The sequence below is a fragment of the Arthrobacter sp. CAN_A214 genome (genome assembly GCF_015751955.1).
Classification (GTDB): Bacteria; Actinomycetota; Actinomycetes; order Actinomycetales; family Micrococcaceae; genus Arthrobacter_D.
In genome coordinates, this window is the sequence record NZ_JADOUU010000085.1 from 1 (window position 1) to 1,807 (window position 1,807).

At 63.0% G+C, this 1,807-nt stretch carries 2 protein-coding genes; both read right to left on the bottom strand.

Features of this window, described 5'->3' with window-relative positions:
- Positions 1-665 (bottom strand): 2-hydroxyacid dehydrogenase (locus tag IWX65_RS17505; RefSeq protein ID WP_196884828.1); only part of this gene is annotated, 665 nt, incomplete at its 3' end.
- A partial coding sequence (locus tag IWX65_RS17510) for a pyridoxal phosphate-dependent aminotransferase (protein WP_196884829.1) occupies positions 662-1,807 on the bottom strand: 1,146 nt, incomplete at its 5' end. The genes IWX65_RS17510 and IWX65_RS17505, both read right to left, overlap by 4 nt.

Consider the following 1,807-nt stretch of genomic DNA (forward strand, 5'->3'; position numbering starts at 1 on the left):
TCGGCGCCGATGAGGTGGTGGGTGGCAGGCCCGTAAGGACAGTGGAGGGAGACGACGTCGGAGACTGCCAGCAGCTCGTCGAGGTCGACGCGCCGGGCGCCCAGTTCGGCAACGATCCCGGAATCGATTTCACTGCGTGACTGGTAGATAATTTCCATGCCGAAGGCCTTGGCTCGGCGTGCGGTGGCCTGGCCGATGCTGCCCATGCCGATGATGCCGAGGGTCTTCCCCTGCAGGCTGCTGCCGAGCAGGAAGAACATACCCCACTTCCAGTCCTGGCCGGAGCGGATGAGTCGTTCTCCCTCGCCGAGCCGGCGGGTCGCCATGAGGATCAGGCTGAGCGCGATGTCGGCTGTGGCGTCAGTGAGTACTCCGGGTGTGTTGGTGGCGATAACTCCGCGGTCGGTGCAGGCTGGTACGTCGATATTGTCGTAGCCGACGGCGACGTTCGCGACGGCCTTCAGCTGCGGTCCGGCGGCGTCGAGGAGCTCTGCATCGATGCGTTCGGTGAGCAGGCTCACCACGGCGCCGACCCCAGCGACTCTTGTCAGGAGTTCCCCGCGGCTGATCGGCTCCGGACTCTGCCAGGCGTCGACTTCGTGCTCGGCGCGAAGCTTTTCGAGTGCAACTTCGGGTATCCGTCCCGTGACGAAGATCCGACTCATGCTGTCTCGATCCATGTGTTCAGGCGGCCGAGGCCTTCGCGGATGTCAGCGACCTCAATGCCGGAGTACGCGAGCCGGATGTACTGCCGCTCCTCGCCGGGTTGCCGGCGACCGAAGTGCTCCCGCGTGCAGAAGGAAACCCCGGTCTCGTGCAGGGCTGCGGAGGCGAACTCGCCCACTGCCGTGTACCCCAGACGCTCCATGGCCTCGGTGACGTCGGGGAAGAGGTAGAACGTCGATTGCGGCACGGCGACGTGCATGCCGGGAATCCCGTTCACGAGTTCACACGTGGCGTCCCGGCGCTGTCGCAGGGTGTCGAGCATCTGCTGTACAGGCTCCTGGGTGCCACGGAGTGCCGCAATGCCAGCCCACTGAACGTAATGCGTCGTGCACGATTCGTCGTTGGTGTTCAGGATGCTGAGTATTCTGGCGATCTCGGACGGGGCGACGGCGCAACCCAGCCGGGATCCGGTCATCGCGAACTTCTTGCTGAAGGTATAGAGGATGACGGTGCGCTCCAACATGCCGGGAAGCGACGCGATCGAGCTCGAAACGCCCTCGTAACGCGTTTCGAAGTACGCCTCATCGGAAAGCACCCAGAGGTCGTGCTCCTGAGCGAGTTGCGCGACAGCCTCCCGCTCAGCAGCTGTGGACTCAGCCGAAATGGGGTTCTGCAGGTCGTTGTAGATGATGGCCACAGTATTCGGGGTGATCGACGCTCTCACCTGGTCGAGATCGATAGCGAAACCCTCACTCGTGGGCAGGTAACGATAAGGCACCGCTGTGCCACCGAGGTACTCGATCTGGGATTCATAAATCGGGAAGCCGGGGTTCGGATACAGCACTTCCTGGCCCGGGTTCATGACTGCCTGAAGGAATTTCGTGATGACAGGCTTACCTCCGGTCATCACCACAATGTTGTCAGGGGACAACTCGATACCCCGACGACCACCGAGATCCTCGGCGAGGGCTTCACGCAGCTGCGGGATGCCAGGACCCGGGCAGTAGCCCGTGTAGCCGTCAGCAATGGCCCGGTTCATCGCCTCTACGATATGGGGGGCCGTCGGGATGTTGATATCACCGAGATGGAAGGGATACACAGTGTTCCCCTTCGCCTTCCAGGCAGCCGCGGCCTGGGCGAC